Annotated in this window: 22 protein-coding genes, 1 pseudogene and 1 riboswitch; of the genes and pseudogenes, 8 read left to right on the plus strand and 15 right to left on the minus strand. The window is 56.7% G+C overall.

What is annotated here, in order from left to right; genetic code table 11:
* Window positions 1-128: 128 nt before the first annotated feature.
* Window positions 129-890 carry a FadR/GntR family transcriptional regulator gene (locus ACTF5G_RS02015; protein WP_438951151.1) on the plus strand — a complete coding sequence of 254 codons (762 nt, stop codon included), beginning with the start codon at window positions 129-131 and terminating at the stop codon, window positions 888-890.
* 63 nt (window positions 891-953) lie between these two features.
* Here ACTF5G_RS02015 and ACTF5G_RS02020 read toward each other — a convergent pair whose 3' ends face one another.
* Window positions 954-1,772 carry a polyphosphate kinase 2 family protein gene (locus ACTF5G_RS02020; RefSeq protein ID WP_438951152.1) on the minus strand — a complete coding sequence of 273 codons (819 nt, stop codon included), beginning with the start codon at window positions 1,770-1,772 and terminating at the stop codon, window positions 954-956.
* 231 nt (window positions 1,773-2,003) lie between these two features.
* On the opposite strand from ACTF5G_RS02020, the gene ettA reads away from it, so the two are divergent.
* From ettA to ACTF5G_RS02035, 3 genes and pseudogenes are all read left to right on the plus strand, one after another.
* The gene (gene ettA / locus ACTF5G_RS02025) at window positions 2,004-3,668 is read left to right on the plus strand and encodes an energy-dependent translational throttle protein EttA (RefSeq protein WP_438951153.1); all 1,665 of its coding nucleotides are present in this window, start codon (window positions 2,004-2,006) and stop codon (window positions 3,666-3,668) included.
* Window positions 3,669-3,857: 189 nt separating this feature from the next.
* A pseudogene (locus tag ACTF5G_RS02030) lies at window positions 3,858-4,433 on the plus strand (LemA family protein).
* Between the two features lie 65 nt (window positions 4,434-4,498).
* Window positions 4,499-5,464 (plus strand): GIDE domain-containing protein, encoded by a 966-nt coding sequence (locus tag ACTF5G_RS02035; protein ID WP_438951154.1) that lies wholly within the window; start codon window positions 4,499-4,501, stop codon window positions 5,462-5,464.
* A 28-nt stretch (window positions 5,465-5,492) separates the two neighbouring features.
* Here the strand turns inward: ACTF5G_RS02035 and ACTF5G_RS02040 are convergent, their stop codons facing one another.
* From ACTF5G_RS02040 to ACTF5G_RS02055, 4 genes are read right to left on the minus strand one after another with little or no spacing between them, the layout of a single operon-like run.
* A complete protein-coding gene (locus tag ACTF5G_RS02040) occupies window positions 5,493-5,828 on the minus strand; it encodes a cupin domain-containing protein (protein ID WP_438951155.1) in 336 nt (111 codons plus the stop codon).
* Window positions 5,828-6,202 carry a thiol-disulfide oxidoreductase DCC family protein gene (locus ACTF5G_RS02045; protein WP_438951156.1) on the minus strand — a complete coding sequence of 125 codons (375 nt, stop codon included), beginning with the start codon at window positions 6,200-6,202 and terminating at the stop codon, window positions 5,828-5,830. Before ACTF5G_RS02045 ends, ACTF5G_RS02040 begins: the two co-directional genes overlap by 1 nt.
* On the minus strand, window positions 6,195-7,019 hold the full coding sequence (locus ACTF5G_RS02050; protein WP_438951157.1) for an SPOR domain-containing protein: 825 nt from the start codon (window positions 7,017-7,019) through the stop codon (window positions 6,195-6,197). The genes ACTF5G_RS02045 and ACTF5G_RS02050 overlap by 8 nt, the downstream gene beginning before the upstream one ends.
* Window positions 7,020-7,051: 32 nt before the next feature.
* Window positions 7,052-7,321, minus strand: a complete 270-nt coding sequence (locus tag ACTF5G_RS02055) for a DUF4404 family protein (protein WP_438951158.1) — start codon at window positions 7,319-7,321, stop codon at window positions 7,052-7,054.
* Window positions 7,322-7,608: 287 nt separating this feature from the next.
* Here ACTF5G_RS02055 and ACTF5G_RS02060 point away from each other — a divergent pair, with 287 nt between their 5' ends.
* Entirely contained in the window at window positions 7,609-8,919 is a 1,311-nt protein-coding gene (locus tag ACTF5G_RS02060) for an ammonium transporter (RefSeq protein WP_438951159.1), read from the plus strand.
* 90 nt (window positions 8,920-9,009) lie between these two features.
* Here ACTF5G_RS02060 and ACTF5G_RS02065 read toward each other — a convergent pair whose 3' ends face one another.
* From ACTF5G_RS02065 to ACTF5G_RS02110, 10 genes are all read right to left on the minus strand, one after another.
* Window positions 9,010-9,873, minus strand: a complete 864-nt coding sequence (locus ACTF5G_RS02065) for a cobalamin-binding protein (RefSeq protein ID WP_438951160.1) — start codon at window positions 9,871-9,873, stop codon at window positions 9,010-9,012.
* 1 nt (window position 9,874) lies between these two features.
* On the minus strand, window positions 9,875-10,645 hold the full coding sequence (locus tag ACTF5G_RS02070) for a heme ABC transporter ATP-binding protein (protein WP_438951161.1): 771 nt from the start codon (window positions 10,643-10,645) through the stop codon (window positions 9,875-9,877).
* A 4-nt stretch (window positions 10,646-10,649) separates the two neighbouring features.
* Window positions 10,650-11,639, minus strand: coding sequence for a FecCD family ABC transporter permease (locus ACTF5G_RS02075; RefSeq protein WP_438951200.1), 990 nt, complete (start codon window positions 11,637-11,639; stop codon window positions 10,650-10,652).
* 50 nt (window positions 11,640-11,689) lie between these two features.
* A complete protein-coding gene (gene cobO, locus ACTF5G_RS02080) occupies window positions 11,690-12,283 on the minus strand; it encodes a cob(I)yrinic acid a,c-diamide adenosyltransferase (RefSeq protein WP_438951162.1) in 594 nt (197 codons plus the stop codon).
* A complete protein-coding gene (locus tag ACTF5G_RS02085; protein WP_438951163.1) occupies window positions 12,280-13,218 on the minus strand; it encodes a cobalamin-binding protein in 939 nt (312 codons plus the stop codon). The genes cobO and ACTF5G_RS02085 overlap by 4 nt, the downstream gene beginning before the upstream one ends.
* A complete protein-coding gene (locus ACTF5G_RS02090; protein WP_438951164.1) occupies window positions 13,215-13,910 on the minus strand; it encodes an ATP-binding protein in 696 nt (231 codons plus the stop codon). The genes ACTF5G_RS02085 and ACTF5G_RS02090 overlap by 4 nt, the downstream gene beginning before the upstream one ends.
* Before the next feature lie 27 nt (window positions 13,911-13,937).
* Entirely contained in the window at window positions 13,938-15,887 is a 1,950-nt protein-coding gene (locus ACTF5G_RS02095) for a TonB-dependent receptor plug domain-containing protein (protein ID WP_438951165.1), read from the minus strand.
* 115 nt (window positions 15,888-16,002) lie between these two features.
* Window positions 16,003-16,246, minus strand: a riboswitch (cobalamin riboswitch).
* A gap of 67 nt (window positions 16,247-16,313) precedes the next feature.
* Entirely contained in the window at window positions 16,314-17,684 is a 1,371-nt protein-coding gene (gene radA / locus ACTF5G_RS02100; protein WP_438951166.1) for a DNA repair protein RadA, read from the minus strand.
* Window positions 17,685-17,764: 80 nt separating this feature from the next.
* Window positions 17,765-19,606: a TonB-dependent receptor plug domain-containing protein gene (locus ACTF5G_RS02105; protein WP_438951167.1), complete on the minus strand. Its 1,842-nt coding sequence runs from the start codon at window positions 19,604-19,606 to the stop codon at window positions 17,765-17,767.
* Window positions 19,607-19,609: 3 nt separating this feature from the next.
* Window positions 19,610-19,915 (minus strand): hypothetical protein, encoded by a 306-nt coding sequence (locus tag ACTF5G_RS02110; protein WP_438951168.1) that lies wholly within the window; start codon window positions 19,913-19,915, stop codon window positions 19,610-19,612.
* Between the two features lie 38 nt (window positions 19,916-19,953).
* Here ACTF5G_RS02110 and ACTF5G_RS02115 point away from each other — a divergent pair, with 38 nt between their 5' ends.
* From ACTF5G_RS02115 to aceK, 3 genes are all read left to right on the plus strand, one after another.
* A complete protein-coding gene (locus ACTF5G_RS02115) occupies window positions 19,954-21,054 on the plus strand; it encodes a DnaT-like ssDNA-binding domain-containing protein (RefSeq protein ID WP_438951169.1) in 1,101 nt (366 codons plus the stop codon).
* A gap of 16 nt (window positions 21,055-21,070) precedes the next feature.
* The gene (locus ACTF5G_RS02120; protein ID WP_438951170.1) at window positions 21,071-21,625 is read left to right on the plus strand and encodes a replication protein P; all 555 of its coding nucleotides are present in this window, start codon (window positions 21,071-21,073) and stop codon (window positions 21,623-21,625) included.
* Window positions 21,626-21,691: 66 nt separating this feature from the next.
* Complete coding sequence (gene aceK / locus ACTF5G_RS02125; RefSeq protein ID WP_438951201.1) at window positions 21,692-23,395, plus strand: bifunctional isocitrate dehydrogenase kinase/phosphatase; 1,704 nt, start codon at window positions 21,692-21,694, stop codon at window positions 23,393-23,395.
* Window positions 23,396-23,475 lie beyond the last annotated feature (80 nt).

Consider the following 23,475-nt stretch of genomic DNA (forward strand, 5'->3'; position numbering starts at 1 on the left):
CATTCGCCACTGAGCACTTCTTCGAATAAATCGATGCTGACATATTGTCCGACAATATGTCAATTATAGAAAACTCTGTTATCCTTTGTACCAGTATTGCCACACACCTCAGCAATGGATCGCCAATCATGAGTCAACCCGTCAGCTTTGGCCCCCTGGCCCACCAACCCGCCTATCGGCTGATCAGCGAGAAAATTCGTCACGCCATTATTTCCGGCGATATTCAGGCGGGGGAATTGTTGCCCACCGAAACCAATCTGGCCGAACAATTCGGCGTCACCCGTTCCACTGTCCGGGAGGCAATCCGCCTGCTGGAACACGTCGGTATTCTCGGTCGAGCCGACCGAAAGCGGCTGGTGGTGACACTGCCCGGCACCGAGGCTGTCGGCCGCTCCGTCAGCGCCGCCATGCTGATGCATCAGGTGACCTTTGAGGAACTGTGGCAAGTGGCGATGGGGCTGGAACCGCTGGCAGGCAAACTGGCGTGCCTATCTGCCACCGATGTCGAGAAACAATTACTGGCAGACAATCTGACACGTACCCGCGAGGTGATCGATGATCACGACGCGCTGCTGGAAGTGGAAATCGACTTTCACAATCTGGTGGCGGCAGCTACCCACAACCATGCCCTGCTGCTGGCCCGCGCGCCCCTCAACGAACTGTTCTATCCCGCCTGGGGCGCCATCATTCGTGCCCTGTCACCGGGGGAGCCCATCTTGGTCGCCCACCGGCATGTCTACGACGCTATCTGTGCCGGCGACCAGGAAAAAGCCGAGGAGTGGATGCAAAAACACATGCGCGACTTCCGCCGCGGCATCGAAATGGGCAAACTGGGATTCGGTAAACCCGTACAGGATCAGGTACCACCCCCGTACTGGAATAAAGAATAAAGGAATGAAGAATAAAGGGGTCGGTGACAACTGAGAATGATTCTTAATTGTCACCGACCCCTTTTAGGATCCCTTTAGCTCCCGATGCAGCATTTCGATGGCCTGTTTCATCAGTTTCTGGTCCATCAATGGTACTGAAATATCGACCCCCTGGGCCAGCATTTCAGTGACCACTTTCAGCGCTTCGATGCGGGCAAACCATTTTCGGTTGCCGGGAATCAGGTGCCAAGGAGCGCACTCCGTCGAGGTTTTGTCCAGCATCTCCTGAAACGCCAGCTGGTAGTCATCCCAGCGGTGCCAGTTGCGAATATCCTCGCTGGTAATTTTCCACTGCTTGCGGGGATTGCGCAGGCGCTCTTCGAAGCGCCGCATTTGCTCGACTTTGGTAATCACCGGCAACAGTTTGACGACCGGTACGCCATCGTCATGAAGCATCCTCTCAAAGTCATTAATCTCGGCATAGGCACGCTGCCAGGCAGATTGACTGCAGTAGCCTTCGATACGTTCCACCAGCACCCGGCCATACCAGGAGCGATCAAAGATCGCTATGGACCCCGACGATGGTAGTCGCCGCCAGAGGCGTTGCAAATAGTGCTGCCGATGCTCCTCAGCGCTGGGCGCACCGATCGGACAGACCTGCACACCGCGCACATCCAGTGGTTGCGTGAGTCGACGGATAATACCACCCTTGCCAGCACAGTCCGTCCCCTCGAGCACAATCACCGCCCGTCGACCCTGGGTGTAATAGGCCAGTTGGATTTGCAGCATCTTTTCCTGCAGCTTATCCAGCAGGTATTTGTATTCCTCCCTGTCCCTGAGCGCCTGATCCGGATCAATATCCCCGAGCTGGCTCCCCGTCAAGGTTTCGATCGACCTCGTCACCGGTCTGCCCCCGTTGATTGTGTGCCCATTATGCGATTCACCCGTTGTGAGCTTTCAGTTTACTGCCTGCATGCGGCAGACCAAAACCCAACCATTGCGGACTTCTGACCCCCGGCAGATTGAGCTACAATCCCATGCCTGATGGCAAGAGCCCTGTCGATGCTTGTCGACAGTCCCTCATAGGCATCACGTATTCTTTTTAGTCGAAACCAGCAGACCAGGCAATCAGCAATGGCTCAATACGTATACACCATGAACCGGGTGGGCAAAGTCGTTCCACCCAAACGCCAGATCCTCAAGGATATCTCACTGTCCTTTTTTCCGGGCGCCAAGATCGGTGTGCTCGGCCTGAACGGTTCGGGTAAATCGACGCTGCTGAAAATCATGGCCGGACTCGATACCGACATTCAGGGGGAGGCGCGGCCGATGCCCGGGATCAAGGTGGGCTATCTGCCCCAGGAACCGCAACTGGACCCGGGCAAGGATGTTCGCGGCAATGTGGAGGACGGCGTCCGGGAAGCGGTGGATGCACTGAAAGCACTGGACGAACTGTACGCAGCCTATGCCGAACCAGATGCGGATTTCGACAAGCTGGCCAAGCGCCAGGGCGAGCTTGAAAACATTATCGAGACCTGGGACGCCCACAACCTGAATCACACCCTGGAAGTGGCAGCCGACGCCCTGCGCCTGCCGCCCTGGGAGGCCGATGTCAGTAAACTGTCCGGGGGCGAAAAACGCCGGGTGGCCCTGTGCCGTCTACTGTTGTCAAAACCCGACATGCTGCTGCTCGATGAACCCACCAACCACCTGGATGCCGAGTCGGTATTCTGGCTGGAAAAATTTCTCGAGGAGTTTTCCGGCACGGTGGTGGCAGTCACCCACGACCGCTACTTCCTCGATAATGTGGCGGGCTGGATTCTGGAGCTGGACCGCGGCCACGGCATTCCCTACGAAGGCAATTACACCACCTGGCTGGAGGCCAAGGAAAAACGACTGGAGACTGAGCAGAAGCAGGAGGATGCCCGTCAACGCACCATAAAAAATGAATTGGAATGGGTGCGACAGAACCCCAAAGGCCGCCACGCCAAGAACAAGGCCCGCTTATCCCGCTTCGAGGAGATGAGCTCCCAGGAATTCCAGGCCCGCAACGAAACCAACGAAATCTATATTCCCCCGGGGCCCCGACTCGGCGACAAGGTCATCGAGCTGGAAAACGTCTGCAAGCGCTTTGGCGACCAACTGCTGATCGACAACCTGACCCTCAGTATTCCGAAGGGCGCCATTGTGGGTATCGTCGGCGGCAATGGTGCCGGCAAGTCCACCCTGTTCCGGATGATCGCCGGCACCGAGCAGCCCGACAGCGGCTCCATTACACTGGGCGATTCGGTGAACATTGCCTTTGTGGAGCAGAGCCGGGAAAACCTGGATGACAAAAAAACCGTTTGGGAGGCCATATCCGACGGGCAGGACATCCTGCAGATCGGCAACTATCAGGTGCCGTCGCGGGCCTACCTCGGCCGCTTCAATTTCAAGGGCAGCGATCAGCAAAAACGGGTTGGCGAATTGTCCGGCGGGGAGCGCGGCCGCCTGCATCTGGCGGACACCCTGAAACAGGGCGCCAATGTGCTGCTGCTCGATGAGCCTTCCAACGATCTCGATATCGAAACCCTGCGGGCGCTGGAAGAAGCAATTCAGAACTTCCCCGGCTGCGTACTGGTGATCTCGCACGATCGCTGGTTTCTCGACCGCGTAGCCACGCACATTCTGGCTTACGAGGGCGACAGCGAAGTGGTGTTCTTCGAGGGCGACTACACCGAATACCATGAAGATCTGATCAAGCGAAAAGGTCAGGATGCGCAACCCAGACGACTGAAATACAAGCGGCTGAAAACCTGATTCTTCCCCATACAATAGCAGGGGTTCGTGCCAACAAAGGGTGTGAACCCCCCGCAACCCTCTGCCACGATCATTCAGATACCTGCTTACAGCATTGCCAGCCAACGCAGAGGTTTTGTTGCCGCCAATGGCCAAAGCCCCTATTCTCGGACTCTTTCATCAGACCCTTATTGAACACAGGTGAACGTCATGGGTGTATTCGGTTTTATTGTGCTCGGCTTGCTGGTACTGGGTATCGGTTACGGCATCATCATCTACAACAATCTGGTGGCTCTGAAGCACCGGGTGGCACAGGCCTGGTCAAATATCGATGTGCTGCTGAAACAGCGCTTTGAGGAGCTGCCCAAGCTGGTGGACACCTGCAAGCAGTACATGCAGTACGAGCAGACCACTCTCGAGCAGGTCATCAATGCCCGCAATCAGGTATCCGCAGCCGCGCAGGGTGGCGATATGCAGGCGTTGGGCATTGCCGAAACAGCCCTGCGCAAGGGACTGGGTTAGCTGTTTGCACTGGCGGAAAATTACCCGGAGTTGAAGGCCAACGACTCATTTCGCCATTTGCAGCTGCGCATTTCCGACCTGGAAAATGGCATCGCCGACCGCCGGGAGCTCTACAATGAAGTGGTGAACCAGAACAACATTCGCATTGAGCAGTTCCCGGACCGGCTGATTGCCGGTTATTTTCAGTTTGGCCCACACGATCTGCTGCGCTTCAGCGAAGAGCAGCTCGCCGATGTGGATATCAAAGGGCTGTTTCATTCGTGATGCGACAGCTCACCGTGTCTCGCCATGCACCCCCGATTTTTGGATGACGATCAGGGGTTAAACCAATGGCCGACAACAGCCTGTTTTGTGCCGAATGCGTGGCAGAGTTATCCTCGGGGGAGTTTGCCCTGTGGTTGACAGTGACCATCGCAGTTTCGCTGCTCTGTTTGCGAAAGAGTTATCGCCTGCTGAAACGCGCCCGGCTGGTGGAGGACATGCCCACCTCAAAAGTCCGTTCCGCCAGTCAGGGCTACACCGAGCTGATTGGCATCGCCACCCTGCAGGGCCACCCGCAACTGGCGCCACTGAGCAGCACCCTGTGTCTGTGGTGGCGCTACACTATTGAGCGATACCAGCGTTCCGGAAAATCCAGCCGCTGGAGCACGGTGGAAGAGCGCGCCTCCAGCCAACCTTTTTATCTGCAGGACAGCACCGGGATTTGCCGGGTGGATCCGGCGGGCGCCGACATCAGCACCCGGCACCGCCAGGTCTGGTATGGTGCCACCCGCCGCCCGATTGGCGTGCCAAAACCCGCGCAGCTCAACATCAGCTTTTTCAATTTCGGTGGCAGGATCAGCTTCGGCAGCCGCTATCGCTACACGGAATACTTGATCATGACGGGCGATCCGCTCTATTCACTTGGGCATTTCACCACCGACAGCACGGGCCTGAAAACACTGTCGGCAGACCAGCTGGCCGGCGACCTTCTGAGAAGCTGGAAGACGGATTTTCCCACTTTGCTGGAAAAGTTTGACCACAACAATGACGGAAAGCTCGACCGCAGAGAGTGGCAGATAGTGCGGAAGGCGGCTCTTGAAGAAGCCCGACGGCATCAGCTAACGGTGGCTGACCAGCCACCGGATCACCTGTTGAGCCAGCCTGAGGACAGCGGCCTGCCCTTTATTGTCGCCAGTGTCGAGCAGGAACACCTGAGCACAGGTTTTCGCCGGGGAGCGCTATTCTACTCCATGGGGTTTCTGCTGGCGGGGTCTGCTGCCACCTGGCTGCTGGCCAACCGGTTTATCGGTTAGTTCTGCCGCGGCCCAAGGTCTGTTCACACTAATAAAAAATAGCTAGCCAGATCGTTTCGGTATCGGGGTCGGTCCAGGCCACACGGTGTTTGCGATGCGCCGGAATAGCGGCAAAATCACCCACATCCATCTCCAGTCGATCGCCATTGTCGAACTCCAGTACGCCCTTCCCCTGAATGATCACCACCAGCTCATTTTCCGGCTGGTCATACCAGAAGCCCTCAGGGGAGCTCTGCCCCCTGGACACAATCCGCTGAATGCGGGTGAAATCAGTGACAATGACGTCTTCAAACAGCTCGCCCAGCGTCAACACCGGTATGTTCGAAAACAGGTTGCCCACCATCACCTCGCTGTTGGTTGCCATCAAAGCCTCCCGTCATGTGTTAACCGGCGGTGAACCCACCAGTGGTAAAGTCTGCTGAGCACCGGGCGCACCAACGGCAACCCGATCAACCAACCGATAGGCTTCAGCAGCGGCACCCTGGCCATCAGCAACCGGTAGGCATCTATCTCCGAAAAGATATTGCCCGCTCCATCCTGCACATGCAACTCGGTGAGCGCTTTTCGTGCATCGATACCGGCTTCCCGCAATTGCGCTTCCGCGCCCGTGATATCCACCCAGCAGACGTTGTTTTGCGTACCCGCCAGTTTTTCATAGGTTCGGCGATCTCGAATACAGGTCGGGCAGGCACCATCGTAAAACACAGTGAGTTTCTCAGCGGAGGATTGGTCAACCATCCACTGCTGCTCGTTGACCGGATGGCGTGTCCAACGAACTCATTGATCTGACCCAAGGGTCGATGCCGGGATATTGCCGGGCGATCGCCCGCCAGGCTTCGCGCGCCTCAACAGGACTTTCGAATGCCCCCCAGACCAACAGTTGGCATTGCCGTTTCTGGCTGTACGCTTGAAACTGTTGCACCGCCAGATCACCGAGCCGGTGCCGTTCAATAAAGGCATTGAGCTGGTCAGTGTCCTCAAAGGCCGCCAGTTGCAGTGTATACCCGGCTTTTTCAGTATCGACGGACAAACCACTGCCAGCACTGCCACCCATGGCATAGGCCACCGGTTCGGAAACGGAAGACTGGGGCACCGGGACGCCCTGGGGAGGCGGGGGTGATGGCGGTGTTTTCTTGATCACTGTAGAGGGCACCGGCTCGGGAGTCCGGGGCGGTCGGCTTTTCAGTTTACGTTCGGCCGGCGACAACGCTTCCGCGTCCGATATGACGGATTCACTATTGAGACCGGGCAACTGGTTTCGCCAGCTCTGTTTGGGTGGGGTGACAATTTGCAGGTTGTGTTGCTGATCCTGCCCGGAAGGCCGACTGGTATCCTGTGCAACGGCGGGGGTCGCATCACTGGCCGCTGTCACTGCTGACCTGGCGACCGCCCGGCCGCCCTTGATTTCACGCATCTCACAGGACCAGTCATCACTTTGTCTGGCCCCATCACAGACCCAGCCAATGTAGTCATACTGCTCTTCCTTTGCACCGGAGCCAGCACAGCCGGCAATCAGCACGCCGATTGCAATAAATCCACACAATCTGTTTTCCATTCTTGAATCCACTCCGTCAACAGATCAGCAGGCTAGATACCCATTTTGCCCAGTGAATCCAGCAGCTGACGCACAACACCTGCCAGACGTGGGTGGTCGAGATCAAATTCGCCGGCTTTTCTCTCAAGCTGCTCTCGCATCGTCTCATGGTGAGACTCTTGCCGGAGATTTCCCTGAGCAATGCGAATCATCTCAGACATCAAATTTCCCAACATATCCCGGTCTTCAGGGGCCAGTGTCTTTGCCTTCTCCAACTCGTTGTGCAGTGTGGTCAGTTGGTCACGCAAATCATCATTGGACATGGTTATCACTCCTCCGGACACAGAACCGCGACGATACTGTGTATTGCTTTTCTGCTAACCCTGAATCACCGAGAACAGGCATTTCAGGGTGCACCCGGTGTGGGGCCGGGAACATTCAAGCTCCATAATAACGCCAAACCTTATTTTCTGGCACAGCAATTGCGAAACCTTATTTGAACGCCTCATTAAAGGCAAATAACAAAAAAATTGCTCTATTCTGATGCAGATGCACTGACACGAGCCTATATATTGCACAAATACAGTGCATAAACTGAGAGGAATTGATTATGTTCTGGCCTGCTAGACGCTGCTCCACCCTTTACGCCCTGCTATTAAGCACACTTGTGCCCACCATAGGCCACACAGAGTCCCTTAATAGTGCAAACACGGCGTGGATTTTGACCGCCACTGCGCTGGTGCTGTTCATGACCATTCCCGGGCTATCACTTTTCTATGCCGGGCTGGTCAGGGCAAAAAATGTGCTGTCAGTCTTGATGCAATGCTTTGCCATTACCTGTGCCGTATCATTGATATGGCTGATCTGCGGCTATAGTCTGGCCTTCGGTGATGGCGGCTCAATGAATGCCTGGATCGGCAACCTGCAGAATGTCATGCTGGCCGGTGTCACAGAGGACAGTCTGGCCGGCGATATTCCCGAGACTGTATTTTTCATGTTTCAGATGACCTTCGCCATTATCACCCCGGCGCTGATTGTCGGCGGTTTTGCCGAGCGTATGCGCTTTTCGGCGGTCATGCTGTTCAGCTGCCTGTGGCTGCTGGTGGTCTACGTACCAATTACCCACTGGGTATGGGGCGGTGGCTGGCTCGGCGAAATGGGACTGCTGGATTTTGCCGGCGGCACGGTGGTGCATATTACCGCAGGGGTTGCCGCACTGGTGACAGCGATTGTGCTGGGACGCCGCCGCGGGTTCCAGCAGCAGCCAATGATGCCGCACAACCTGACCATGACGGTCACCGGAGCGGGAATGCTCTGGGTTGGCTGGTTCGGTTTTAATGCCGGCTCCGCCCTGGCCGCCAATGGCGACGCGGGCATGGCCATGCTGGTCACGCACATTTCTGCGGCCACCGGATCACTGGCCTGGATGATGATGGAATGGATCAAGCACGGCAAACCGTCGGTACTGGGTATCGTCACCGGCATGGTGGCAGGCCTCGGCACTATCACCCCGGCATCGGGCTTCGTGGGTCCTGGCGGTGCACTGCTGATCGGCTTCAGCGCGGGAATCATCTGCTATTTCGCAACCCAGGCGATCAAACTGAAGTTCCGGATTGACGATTCGCTTGATGTCTTCCCGGTACACGGTATCGGCGGCATTCTCGGCACCCTGCTGGCCGGGATATTCATCTCTGCGGATCTCGGTGTTTTCAGTGGCCAGGGCTATGCAGAGGACATGGCGATGGACACACAGCTAAAAGTCCAGTTTATCGGGGTGCTCAGTACGCTTGCCTATACCGCCGTACTGACGTTTGTATTACTGAAGCTGGTTAACCTGATGGTTGGCCTGAGAGTCGGCGACGAGGAAGAACTCCAGGGCCTCGATATCTCCCAGCACGATGAAAGGGGCTATGATATCTGAAGACTGCTTACCGACAGCGTTTCCTGTCGAAGAAAAAAGCCACCTCAGGGTGGCTTTTTTTTCGTGTAAAAGTCAAGGTCAAGCGGTCTGTCACCTGGCGCGATCAATAGCCTGACAAAGTTGCCGGGCACCGATGACAATACGCGGCGTGTGGCGGTGCAACAGATAGGGATCTACGCCATAAAGATGCCCACTGGCGACAGCCTGCAGCTGCGGCCACTGACGCCAGTAATCAAACGCTGTCTCGGCTTCCGTGTACTGCCCCACCACAATCACCTCGGGGTCGGCAGCCAGTACCGACTCCACACCCAGTCTGGGCACCAGCCCTGCGGTGTCAGCAAACGCATTGCGTCCCCCACACAGGGCCATCACATCCGAGACCAGGTGGCTGCCACCGAAGGTCATCAGCGGCGACTGCCATATCTGGTAATAGACCTCCACAGTCCGTGACTGGCCATATTCACTACCCAGTGCATCCATGGCCTGACCAAACCTGTCCGCTACTTCCACAGCAGCCTCTTCACGACCCAGCAACCTGCCAATATTCATCACACTGCGGGGAATATCGTCCAGATGACGGGGCTTGTTGACATAAACATTCAACCCCAGGGATTTGAGCCGACTGATCATGCTCTCACCATTGCCGCTCAGCCAGACGAGCACCAGATCCGGTCGATATTGCAGCAATGCCTCATAATTGATTTTATTGTTTGAACCGATCACCGGCAGGGCTTTCGCCGCTTCCGGGAAGTCACTCCAGGCCACAGTGGCAGCCATTTGGTCCCCACCACCTACTGCGTATACCAGCTCGGTCAGGTGAGGGGCCAAAGTGATCACCCGCCGGGCCGGTTGTTCGAGGACAAGCTGTTCGCCGATATCGTCCTGAACACGGATTTCAGCGAACACCGCAGCTCCATACAGTACCAGCAATAGTGGTAGTAGAGTTCGGGGCATCTCAGGCAATCACCAGCGGTGTGCCCGTCAACGGGTTGATACCGATGGACACATCGACATTGAACACCTGCTTGATCGTCGAGGCTGTGAGCACCTGCTGCGGCGAACCGGAAGCGGCAATCCGGCCACAACTCAATACCAGCAACTGATCGGCACAGCGAGCTGCCATGTTCAGGTCGTGAATCACCACCAGTACGCCCACCCCCTGGGCGGCAAAGCTGCGCATATTGGCAATGGTCAGTTGCTGGTGTGCGAGATCAAAAGAGGAGGTGGGCTCGTCAAGGATCAGCACCCGGTCATGATCGTCAACCGGCTCCCAGATCTGGGCCAGCACCCGAGCCAGCTGGACGCGCTGTTTTTCGCCGCCGGACATGTGAGTATAAAAACGCTTATCCAGATAACTGCCATCCACCGCGGCCAGTGCTGCATCGACGATGGCGGTATCGCGAACCAGCCCGGTGGCGTGGGGAATCCGCCCCATCATTACCACCTCTCGGGCGGTAAACGGAAAATCCAGCCGCGAGCTCTGGGGCAACACAGCCATGACACGGGCCAGTCGTTTTGACGACCAATCCCCCAGTGGCTGACCGCTCAATGCAACATTGCCCGCAGTCGGGGTCTGTTCGCCGGTCAGCAGGCGCAACAGACTGGTTTTGCCGGCCCCGTTGGGACCAATAATGGCTGTGACCTTGCCGGGTTCCATACGCAAATCAATATCCCGCAACAGCGAAAACTCGGCGACGGACAATGACAATCCCTGCGCTTCCAGCATCGCGCTAACTCACCAGATCCCGACGTTGCCGCAGCAACAGGGCAACAAAGAACGGCGCTCCCAGCAGGGCGGTGATCACCCCGGTCGGCAGTTCAGCCGGCGACATCAGAGTGCGTGCGCCGGTATCCGCCAGCAACAGCAACACCGCGCCCAACAGGGCAGACCCGGGGATCAGGTAACGGTGATCGGGGCCAATCAGCAATCGCACCAGATGGGGCACGATCAGTCCGACAAACGCAACCACACCCGATGCTGCCACCGCCACTCCAACCCCGAGCGCAGTCAGCACGATCAAGCGGCGCTTCAACTGCTCAACGCCAATCCCCAGATGGCGGGCCTCGGATTCCCCCAGCAACATGGCATTCAGCGCACGGCCTTCGCGCGGCAGAACCAACACCAGAGGTATCACCACTGCGGCAATTATCATCACACGTTGCCAATTGGCATTGTCCAGATTGCCCATTTGCCAGAGACTGATGCGACGCAACATTTCATTGTCGGCAAAGAAACTGAACAGACTGGTGACCGCCCCCGCCAATGCCGTGATGGCAATGCCGGCCAGCAACATAGTGGATACGGAGGTGCCGGTTACCGAGGTTGCCAGCCTGTAAACCACCGCGGTGGCGGCCATACCGCCGAAAAAGGCGCCGATCGCAATGGCTGGCAGACCCAATCCGGAACCCAGGAATCCAAAACCGCCGAAAAAAATCACACAACTGGCCCCCACCGAGGCGCCACTGGAAACGCCAATCAGAGAGGGGTCGGCCAATGGATTGCGAAACAGGCCCTGCATCACAGCGCCGCAACTGGCCAGACAGGCGCCCACCAGTGCCGCCAGCAACACCCTCGGCAGACGAATCAGCTCCAGCACCCGGCTGTCCATATCCTGGTCTGCCGACCACAGCGTCAGCAGTTTTACCGGAGCAATCTCTACCGGGCCCACGAGCAAGCCAAGCAATACCGCCAGTACCAGCAAAACCAGGGCAACCACCATAAAGGCCCGAGGGAGAAGACGATGCACAGTACCGCTCCTCCGTTGACCCGTCAGAAGTCCACACCGCGCCGCGCCATAATACCGGCGCGATAGGCGTGTTTGACTTCCTTTATCTCGGAGACAGTATCCGCCAGCGCCTGCAGCCCCGCCCCACCGCCTCGACCGGTCACCACAACGCTCTGGCTGAACGGTCGATTGCGCAGCGCATCCAGCACTTCAGCTTCGTCGAGATACTGAAAACTGAGCATGTAGGTCAGCTCATCCAGCACCACCAGATGGAAACTTTCATCGGCCAGCATTCGCCTGGCCACCAGCCAGGTACGCAGGGCGGCCTCCATATCACCCCGGCGATCCTGGGTGTTCCAGGTAAAGCCGGTGCCCATCTGATAAAAGTCCACTTCCGGGCACTTTTCCCGCAGGTAAAGCTCTTCCCCCGAGAGCTGCTCACCCTTGATAAATTGCACCACGCCCACTTTGTAGTGATAGCCCAGCGCACGCATCACCATGCCAAAAGCAGAGCTGGATTTACCCTTGCCGTCACCGGTGAGCAAAATCATCACACCGCGCTCCTGATCGGCGGCGGCGATGCCAGCGTCCACTTTTTCCTTGAGCTTCTGCATTTTCTGTTGGTGTTTGTCCGTCATTGGGTTTCCTCAGGGGTAGTGGGAAGTTTGATTGCACCAATAATGCCCGGGGGCAGGGGGTGAGTTGCTGGGTGTAGCAAGTTCGCGAGCAATTCCAGGCTGTCCACCAGCCGGGGGCCGGGGCGACTGAAATAACTGTTGCCGTCAACCATATAGACCTGATCGGACACTGCCGCCGGGAGCATGCAGTAATCCGGCCTGTCTGTCAGCAGGGGAATGTCCATGGCGGTGCGCTGCAGATCAAATCCGCACAGGGAAGCTATCATCACATCCGGTGCCGAGGCCACCAGTTCTTCCCAAAAACGGCGACGGGATGGCAACTGCTGTTCGCCAAAACAGGGGATGCCGCCTGCCAGTTCAATCAGCTCCGGGTACCAGTGCCCGCCATCGAAGATCGGATCAAGCCACTCCAGAATGGCCACCCGTGGACGTCTTGCTGCCGGTATCGCTGCCGTCCGCTTTGCCACCCGATCAACCCGATGGCTGAGCTCGGCGTAATAGGTAGCAGCCGCCTCGGTACAGTCCGTGGCCTCACCCACCAGCAACACCGTATCGAGCACATCCCGCAGACAGCTGGGCTCAAGATTGATCACCCGGACATCACCGGGCAACTGACAGGCCATGTCGTTCACCTCACCGGCAGAGACCGCACAGACATCACAAAGGGCCTGGGTAACGATCAAATCAGGGGCGAGCTGCCGCAACACCGGCTCGTTCAAACTGTACAGCGCCGTGTCCATTTCCAGCTGGTTACTGACCAGCGTATCGATCTCACCGCTGGCGAGCCCCTTGGGAATTCTGGAAGCAGTCACCACCGGCAATCCCGCCACGTTGGGTGGATAATCACATTCGTGGGTCACACCCACCAGGCTGTCACGAAGTCCGACGCCACAGATAATTTCTGTGGCGCTGGGCAACAGCGAGACAATCCTCAATCCACCAACTCCGTCAGATCAGTGTACACAAACCCCTCGCGGGTCACTGTTTCACCCACGGCAACCCGTATCGGCCATTTGAACATCGGTCCGTTCCAGGCAAAACTGTGGAATTCACCGTTCTCCCCACAGGGATCGACCGTTGCCGGCAACTGCACCAGAAAATCCAGATCAAACGCGGCACCCGCCAGTGACTCGGGCATCCTGGCGGGATCCAGGCAGGTGACAACGGCCTGCAGGCCGCCGCTGATCATGGTCCGGGCCAACTGATCCGTCGGCGTGCCCCAGATCGGAAACAGCACGTCGAGTCCGGTCTGTGCCATACGGCTTTCGCGGTAGGCGCGAATGTCCTCCAGAAACAGATCGCCGAAGGCAATCGCATCCGGTACGAATCGCTGCATGGCTTCATCCAGCCCGGCACGCATGGCCTGCTCATACTGTTCGTTGCTGCACGGCCACGGCAGAGGAATTTCAACCAGCGGCAACCCGGCGGCCTCCGCCTGGGCGCGCACCAGGGTCAAGCGAACACCGTGGATGGCCGAGCGGGCAAACGCCTGATTATAGGTGGTCAACAACCCGACAACCTCCACGGTGGGATCCCGCTGCAACCGATAAAGCGTCCAGGCGGAATCCTTGCCACTGCTCCAGGACAGCAACACCCGGGTTTTCCCTGGTCTACTCAAATCAGTCACGAAAATCTGCTCCCCCAGGTCTGCAACCTATTGGCTGAAACTGTAGCGAACACCCACCATGGCGCCAAAACCGAGGGATTCATAACCAAAAACCTCCTCATAATCTTCATCCAACAGGTTTTCCAGCCGGGTATAAAAAGTCAGCGAATTGCTCGCCCGATACTGGGCACTCAGGTTCACCAGTGTGTAATCATCCAGCTCAACCCGCGCTGAGGGCTGCGGCCAGGGCGGGAAATACTGGTCATCCTGATGGCCATTGTACTGGGCGTTCAAAACGATATTGAGGCGCTCAGCCAGCTGCCAGCTCAGCGTCGTACTGCCGAGATGGCGGGGCCGACGCAGCTCATCCACATCCCGATCATCGCTATTTGGCTCGGTGGCATCCGTGTAGGTATAGCTGCCCTTGAGGGACAGGGTCGGGGTGAGACTGGCATCAAAGGTCAGCTCCACACCCTGCCGGTCGCTATTACCATCGACATTTTCTGCTGTGAAGGCAAAGGCAACCGGATCATAGACAAAGCCGTTGATTTCATTTTCCAGGCGGGCACGGAAATAGGTCAAGCCGAGCATAAAGCGGTCATCAAACAGTGACCGGTCGATACCCATATTCCAACTGGTGGATTTTTCCGGACGGAGCTCGGGGTTGCCGATGAAATTTGTAAAAAAACCAAAACGCTCCGAGAACGTGGGGTTTTTCACCGCTGTGCCCCAGCTGGCACGCAAACGAGTGGCCGATTCTGGGATGCGGTAACTGGCATCGAAGCGCCGCGTGTAGGCATTCTGAAACTCGCTGTTGTCATCGTGGCGCAGACTGGCGCCCAGCGTCAGGTCATCCCACAGCACCACCCGGTACTCCAACGCCATACTGTCGGTTTCGCGGCTTTGGTTCTGGTTCGGGTCGCCAAAAAGAATGGGGCCTCGCTGCCGAAAATCCTCGGTTTCCCGCTCCAGTAGCAGCGACAGGCGCTGGGACTGATCATCCCAACTAAAACTGGTGAGGTAGCTGTACTGCTTTTTACGCGTGGCGTTCGAACCGGTGGTCACACCGTCCGTGTAGTTTTCATTGTTGTGGCGACTGACCGCCATAGCCACCCGATGCTGCCAGCGATCATCCAGCAGGGATAAGTCTGCCTGGGCGCGGATAAAACGCTGGCGGAAATCCGACTCAAAATCGCCGTCATCCGGCAAACCGGTGATTAGGTCATCAATGCCATCAAATTCATTTTCACCCTCTGCCTGGCGGGCCGTCAGGGACAGGCCGAGATTATCCAGCGGTCGCCAGCCAGCATTGAGGTTAAGTGTGCTGTTGCGGTAGCCATCGTCTTCACTGCCGGAGCGGGAAATGTTGTCGCCGTCGGCAGACAGATGTGAACCACTGAGGTTGATGTGGGCCGTCCCGGCACTGGCACCGAGCGTAAAGCCTGTGTGATTGGTGCCATGACTGCCGCCCTCGGAGAACACCTGTGTCTGAAAGGGCTGGGCTGTCCGGCGGGTAATAATATTGATCACCCCTGCCACCGCATCACTGCCCCAAAGCGCACTCTGTGCACCACGCACCACCTCGATCCGTTCGATGCCGGCGGTGGACATGTGCGCCCAGTTAAACTCATCCGCTTGCGCACCATCGTTCACTTCAACGCCGTCCACCAGTACCAGCACATGATTGCCCTCGGCGCCGCGCATTCTCAATTGGGTGGTCGAACCGACCGGACCACTTCGGTTGATGGCGATACCGGGCACATCGCGCAACAAATCACTGACCACCGCTGCGCCGCTGGCGTCGATATCCCGAGCGGAAATAATATGAATGGCATTGCCCGTCTGCTGCAACTGAACCGGTGCCAGGGACGCGGTGACAACGACTTCCTGAAGATTATTTTTACCGGTTTCAGTATCGGTGGCTGGTTCAGTGGCCTGGGCGCTGGCAATAGAAACAATAAGAAGTGCCAGACAACTGGCGGGAGGAAACTTTTTCATTAACAAGTCTCCGGCGTTCGACCCCGAACGCGTGCTGAGTGAGATCAGTCCACGGAGTTGTGATTGGCTATGAGACAGAAAAACTGCCGATACCAACGCAACCACACCCCGTGGTTCGTTTGCGTAGCGACAGGCCGGTCTCCGGACTCATGAGCGGTTTCCCCTGCCGGATCGCCTTCCCATGCATGTGCACAGTGGCTGTGTGATCTGGCGTTTGAACCCGTACTGCGGGTTCACTCAATTACCGTTGCGGGGGCAGTGTCGGGGTTGCCTTTGACTGACGTCATGAAGCGCACCGACTTCCCGTTTCACCCGACGCACTGAACGGTGCGTCGAGAACCTATTGCCTAAGCAAGGTGGACGAATTTACGCCCGGAACCGGGCAAAGTCAATTTGGGGATTTCTGTCAGTGAAGCCGGAAGGGGATTAACCGAGAGCATCCAGCGCATCGGTCAGTTTGCGGACGGGGATCACGTCCATCCCTTTGATCGGTTGGCGAGGCGCATTGCCAAAGGGAATTATCGCTCGCGAGAAGCCGTGTTTGGCGGCCTCTCGCAATCGCTCCTGACCATTTTGTACCGGCCTGATTTCACCGGACAGACCCACCTCGCCAAAGACCACCAGGTCCCGAGGCAACGGGTGATCCCGAAAACTGGAGATAACCGCCAGAATCAGCGCCAGGTCGGCACTGGTCTCCAGGACCTTCACCCCACCCACTACATTCACAAACACGTCCTGATCGCCGACCATGATCCCGCCGTGACGGTGCAACACCGCCAGCAGCATCGCCAGCCGATTGTGCTCGAGCCCCACGGTCACCCGCCTCGGGTTGCTCAGGTGGCTGTCATCCACCAGTGCCTGCAACTCTACCAACAGGGGCCGGGTGCCCTCCCAGACCACAATGACCACACTGCCGGAAGCCACCTCATCGCCCCGTTGCAAAAAGATGGCGGAAGGGTTTGCCACTTCGCGCAGCCCCCTGTCCGTCATGGCAAATACGCCCAGCTCATTGACCGCACCGAAGCGATTTTTGTGACTGCGCAGGGTGCGGAAATGGCTGTCGCTGGTTCCTTCAAGCATCAGCGAACAATCGATCATATGCTCCAATACCTTGGGACCTGCCAGACTGCCATCCTTGGTGACATGGCCCACCAACAGCAGCACTGTGCCCGACTGTTTCGCGTAACGAACCAGCATCGCGGCACACTCCCGCACCTGCGATACGCTGCCGGGTGCAGAGGCAATCTCTTCGAGTTGCATCACCTGAATGGAGTCGACTACCAGAATCTTCGGTTGCACCCGCGCCGCGGTAGCACAGACCGTTTCCACAGAGGTTTCCGCCATGATTTGCAAACGGTTTACCGGCAAACCGAGACGATGGGCACGCATGGCCACCTGTTGCGGGGATTCTTCACCAGTGACATAGAGCGCCACCTGGCTTTCTGCCAACTTGCAAAGGGTTTGCAACAACAGCGTGCTTTTCCCGGCACCCGGCTCACCGCCTACCAGAACGCAGGATCCCGGAACCAGCCCGCCACCCAGCACCAGATCCAACTCCTGACTACCGGCACTGATACGGGGGATATCGGCCAGATCGATCTCAGCCAGCGTGTTCACCACACCATCGGCCGCCCCGGCAAAACCACCACCACTGCGACTGCCCGAAGCGACCACAGCACCGAGACGCACTTCAGTCAGGGTATTCCATGCCCCGCAGTCGGGGCACTGCCCCTGCCACTTGGTGTAATCTGCACCACAGTCATTACACACATAAGCCGTCGTTTTCTTTTTGGCCAAGTAACCATCTCCCGAAAATGTTTTTAGTCTACCACGCCATTGCCGCTACCTTTGAGCAGGGTGTTTCGGGCGTAGGAATCTCAGTGAAACTGCAGCGTGGCACGCAGAAATGTCCGGGTTTCAAAACGGTTGGCTTGCTTGAATTCGACGTAATCACCGCCGAGGTTCTGACCGATCAATTCCAGCTTCAGGTCAGCGCCCTGCAATGTAAAATGACGGGCAATCCGCGCATCAAATCGCCGGTAGGCCTCGGTTTCGGAGCCCCACAAGATCCAGACCATGTCATCGAGATAGTAATAGCCGGCACTCACCTGCCATTGGCGACCGAAATCATGGGACATCAACAGGCTGGCGGTATGGCGCGGTGTCGCCGATGTTTGGGAGAGACTGCGAAATGCCATGGGCAAACTGGACTGATCGGCATCCGCGTAGGCATACGACAGCCAAACGCGGGTGTGCTCGGACACCAGCCAGCGTGTCCCGGTTTCAAAGCCATCGATATCGGCACGACCGCCATTGATATCGAGGATGGCACCGGGATTAAAAATTGATGCCACCTCTGGATAAGTAGGATCCCAGACAAATTCGATCTCGTCTTCGAACTCCTCGCGGTAGAATTTCACCTTGGTAGTCAACCGTTCATCCAGCCAGTTACCGATATAACCGAGCTCATAACTGCGCAACCGCTCTGCATCGATCGGTTCCGGTGCTACCTGGACAGTTTCGATTTCGGTGCCGTCATTCAACCGCACCGCAATATTCTGGAAGTTCTCCACCAGAAATGGCTGCCGCCAGCTTTCTGCGACCGATACCCGGAACATGTGCCCCTCTATCGGGGTGTAGTTCAGGCCCAGCCGCCAGGACAGTTCACCGGGATTTATATTGTTTTTTTCGTAAATGGCACCGGCATTCAACAACAGCTGGTCGGTCAACCGGTATTCGACATTGCCCTGCGTCCGGTAGGTCTCCATGGACTGCCACTCCTGGCGCCCGACAACCTCCAGACTATTGACCATGTCCTTACGGTACCCCAGACCCCAGGCGATCCGGTAGCGCTGTCCACTGAGCAGTTGCTGGAACTCGATATCGCGCCGATTGACCTGATAGTCAAAAGTGCGGCCAATGACGTCCTGCTCCTGTTGACCGGGAATCAATTCAGCGACGTCGTCGGGGTCGACTCCCAGTAATTCCGACAGCAATCCGGCAGAGAATTTATCGTGCTCTTCACTGGAACTGAACCCGAACTGCAGATACCAGGCACTGCCGGGATCCGTGGTGCGGGTCAAACGAACGCTACCATATTGCTCATTGGCCTCTTTGGTACCGACAGGATCCACAGCAACACCACTGCCTCCTCGACCCCAGGGACCCTCGGCATACCCCAGCTGAAAATCCAGCGCAGTTTCAGGCGTAGCCTGAAAATTTCCCTGAAAGCGCCCCGAGCGGGCAATTGACTCGTCATTGACACCACTGAAACCATCGGTATTGAAATAACACAGAGAAGCCCGGTAATCAAACTGTTCGCCGGTATGGGCACAGCGTGCCGCAAGCAGACTGGTATCGCGACTGCCAGCCGTTGCACTGAATCGCCAGCCGGGGTTGTGGAAAGCTTTTTGGGTCACAATGTTGATAACACCGACGAACGCATTGGAGCCGAAGGAAACCCCCGCCGGACCGCGAACCACCTCTATCCGTTCAATATCGTCGACGGTGATTCCCAGCCGATCCCAATCCACCAACCCAAACAGTGAACCCACCACCACACGACCGTCGAGCAATACCTGCATACGCCGCGAGAGGCCATCGGACTGACCATGATAGGTCACCGATGCATGGTGATCGCGCCAGCTGAGCCCGACCTGAAAGCCCGGCACAAGACGCAATAAATCGGGGATTTCGATAAACCCGGACGCTTCGATCATGGATCAGTCAATCACCGAAACAGTCATTGAGGTATCGGTCACGGATTGGGGCAGACGGGTGACTGACAGGGCCACCGGAATGCTCCCTATCAGATCATCCTCGGTATAGCCTTGTGCCGCTACTGACAGGGTCGGTAGCAGCAGTGTGAGCGACAGCAGGGGAACACAGGGCCAGCTCGCTGGTCGTTTCCTTAACCTGCCGGCCTGTTTCGGAACCATTCCATTGCCACCTTGCTGATTTTTATTTTTTGAGAGGCCATTGTAACGATGCTGCAACCACATGGAAAACCACATCTGATCCAATGTCACCGATAAACTTGCCGATCGCTTTCTGATAAAGTGTCAGCATGTCGCTGCTTCCGGAAAAACCGCTCGTTATCTCTCCCTCGCTGGCTGCCACCATTGGCCTCGAGGAGACGGTTTTGCTGCAATTGCTCAATGAGCTGATGTGCCATGGCAAGCCAGAACGACAGGGCAATTACGATTGGCTCGATATCGACAGCGGGCAACTGCAAAAATTTGCTCCTTTCTGGTGCCCCGCCGATCTGCAACGGGTCGTCGGCAGTCTTCGCGACAAGGGTATTCTTTTGATTGCATCGCCACCCCTGACAGAAGGCAACCTGTTGCGTTTTGCCTTTAATGAGCAGTGCACTACTGATCAACAAAGGCCACTTCCCGTTGCACCGGCACACCAAAGCACCCGCCCCCTCTCGCCAGACTGGCGACCGGAAAATGATGTGTTGCAGCAACTTGCCCAGTACAATATTCCGGCGGATTTCATTGCCGATCAATTGCCGGAGTTCATTACCTACTGGACGGAACGTGGCGAGCCGCGCTACAGCTGGGGCTCGAAATTTATCAAGCATGTGCTGCGTCTCTGGCGGGCACAGCAGACAGAAACCGCCAGGCGAGGGCAGGACACACCTATGAGCCGGGATTGGCAGCCGTCACAGGATGCCATGGATATTCTCACCCGGCAGGCGGCCATCAACTGTAATTTTGTCGAGGATGCCATTCCCGAGTTTGTTCTCTACTGGCTGGAGCGGGGGGAGTCCTCCAGCACCTGGAACAGTCGCTTCATCATGCACGTGAAGCGCCAGTGGGCCAGATTCACCTGCACGATGGAGCAGGACACCATGCCCCGGCCACTGGCGGCGGACTGGCGGCCCAGGGAAGAGCTGTTTGAGGTACTGACGCTGGCGAATATTCCCCGCGATTTTGCCGAGCGGCTGGTACCGGAATTTGTTTTGTACTGGCGGGATAGCGGCCAGCTCTACGGCTCCTGGAACACCAAGTTCCTGCAACAGGTAAAACGGGAGTGGTCGCGCCACCAAACACAGACCCAGGACTCAAACAATGGAAAACCACAACGATCTGATCGACCGGGCAGTACGCGGAATCGCACCCTCGTCGACGAGCTCAGCGACCGCAGCTGGGCAGCCTCCTGAGCGCCCAGAACACTTGGTGGACACCATCAACCAGGTGTTCGCCCTGTTCCGGCTGAACTTTCACAACCAGTTTTACAGTGCCTACGCCGATACCGACCTGCTCAATCAGGTGAAACGTCTGTGGCTGGATGCACTGGCACACTTCGACCGGGACCAGATTCTGCTGGGCGCCAAACGGGTAATCGAAACATCCGACTACCTGCCGACACTGAATCGCATGCTGCAATGCTGCGAAGCATTTCAGAACCCGGCAGGGCTGCCGTCGCCACAAAGTGCTTACCTGGAAGCCTGCAATGCCCCCTCACCAAAAATAGCGCACCGCTGGTCCCATCCGGTTGTCTATCACGCCGGGCTCGCCACCGGCTGGTATCTGTTGATCCATGAGGCAGAGGCCGTCAGCTATCCCCTGTTTCTCGATCATTACCGGCGGCTCTGCCGGGAACTTGGCAAAGGCCGGCAGCTGCCATTGCCGAATCCCACCGGGGAGGCGACCGAGAAACCCCCATTGAGTCGCGAGGCATCGCGGCAGCGGCTGGCAGAACTAAAAGCGGATTTAAAGCTCAATGAATAACACAGCGGGATTGATTTTGTGACCGCTCCGGATCCCCGTTTTTTCCGCAACAGCACTGCGCGACGGATGTCGAAAACCATTCTCAATGGCTTCCGCAGCTATTTTGCCGATTACCTGAATATGACGCTGGGTGCCAAGGCGCGCTTTGAAAAAGCCGACTGGCACGCCGTGCAACGCGCCAATGTAGACCGACTGGAACTCTACAAGACCAAGGTGCGCCAGGTGTCCGAGCTACTTGCTACAGTGACCAACAAGGATATTACCGATCTGGAGTTATGGCGCCAGGCCAAGGCCGTTTACACCCAACTGGTCTTCAACTTCCCCAATTACGAAATTGCCGAGACCTTTTTCAACTCTGTGTTCGGCTGTATCAATGATCACGACAAGATAGATGACGACCTGATCTATGTCCTGTCTTCACAAATGGCGTCGATACCGGAAGCGGAATACAGCATTTATGTCCGCTATGAGGGCATTGACAATATCGCCGCGGTATTTGAACAGATTCTGCTGGACGCCGAGTTTTCCACACCGCCGGAAAACCTCGCCAGGGATGTGAACTTCATCGTTCAGGAGTTCAACGAGCAGTTACTACCCCATCTGAAGAATCCTGTCTCGGCACTGAAATTTGATACGCTCGACTCGGTGTTTTATCGCAGCAAGGCGGCCTATATCGTCGGTCGTATCATTGACGGCGACCGGCTTTTCCCACTGGTGCTGCCCGTGTTGAACAACGAAAAAGGCGGGTTGTTTATCGACACGGCCATTTTCAACAAGGAAGAAATGAGCGTGGTGTTCAGTTTTACCCGAACCCATTTCATGGTGGACGCACCGCTGCCCTATCTTTACCTGCATTTTTTAAAGCAATTGATGCCGCACAAGGGCGACAACGAGATCTATACCTCGATCGGCTTTCCCAAACACGCCAAGACGGAATTCTATCGGGAGTTTGTCAGCCACCTGAGAAATTCTCAGGATCAGTTTGTCATCGCTCCCGGAATCAAGGGGATGGTGATGTCCGTCTTCACGCTGCCGTCCTACGATATTGTGTTCAAAATCATCAAGGATCGCTTCGATCCACCCAAGGAGGTCACCCACGAAATCGTGAGGGAGAAATACAACATGGTTTCCCGGCACGACCGCATCGGGCGAATGGCCGATACCCAGGAGTTCGCCAATTTTTCGTTTCCAGTGGATCGTTTTTCCGACGAACTACTTGCCGAATTAAGGAAAGTGGCACCCTCACTGCTCGCCTTCGAGGGCGACCGGTTGATCATCAAACACCTCTACACCGAGCGTCGCATGACCCCGCTCAATCTCTACCTGCAGCGAGCCGATGAACAACAAACCTGCAACATCATCGAGGAATACGGCAACGCCATCAAGCAACTGGCGGCGGCGAATATTTTTCCAGGAGATATGCTGTTGAAAAATTTCGGCGTCACTCGCCACAATCGGGTAGTCTTTTACGATTACGATGAAATCTGCCCATTGACCGAGTGCCATTTCAGACGCATTCCACAACCTCAAACTACCGAGGAAGAAATGTCGGCCACGCCCTGGTATACCGTGGGGACCAACGATATTTTTCCAGAGGAATTCCGGCTGTTTTTTTCCGGCAATCCGGTTGCCAGGGAAGCCTTTCAGGAGCTGCACAGCGACATTTATGATGTGGAGTTCTGGTGGGCGTTACAGGAACAGATTCGCAACGGAAAAATTGTCGATGTGTTCCCCTATCGCCGCAAGCGGCGCTTTGATCGCTCCCGTTAACCATCCATGCGAATATTGAAGCGTCAAAAAAACGCAGCTGGACGGGCTGCGTTTTCTGTATGACAGGGGCTTAAAAGACC

Origin of the sequence: Porticoccus sp., from assembly GCF_965660005.1 — a bacterium.
GTDB lineage: Bacteria > Pseudomonadota > Gammaproteobacteria > Pseudomonadales > Porticoccaceae > Porticoccus.